We start from the raw sequence: 268 nt of genomic DNA, 5'->3' as shown, positions 1-268 counted from the left end.
ACGGGGCCAGCGTGGGAATCGCGCGCGCGGCGATGCGCACGCCCGTGGAGCCGGTGTCGACCAGCATGTTGTCCACGGTCACGCATTGCGGCGTGCTCTGCGTGCCCGGCACGCAGATCTTGATGGACACCTTCGGCATGTTGATGCTGCCCATCGACTTGTCGACGGTGATCGTCGCCGTGTTGTCGCCGGTTGCGGGCAGCGATGAATTCCCCGAGTCCGTGCCTGAGCCGTGCGGCGTCCAGTCCGGCGTCGCATTCCAGCCAAC

General features: G+C 66.8%; 1 protein-coding gene. It reads right to left on the bottom strand.

Annotated features, from left to right (window positions below; translation table 11 throughout):
• On the bottom strand, positions 1 to 202 hold a 202-nt coding region (locus SB822_RS57570), incomplete at its 3' end, for a DUF3443 family protein (RefSeq protein ID WP_410859170.1).
• Positions 203 to 268: the final 66 nt, after the last annotated feature.

Origin of the sequence: Paraburkholderia sp. SIMBA_054, from assembly GCF_046534875.1 — a bacterium.
Classification (GTDB): domain Bacteria; phylum Pseudomonadota; class Gammaproteobacteria; order Burkholderiales; family Burkholderiaceae; genus Paraburkholderia; species Paraburkholderia hospita.
This window is presented reverse-complemented; position numbering and strand designations above follow the sequence as displayed.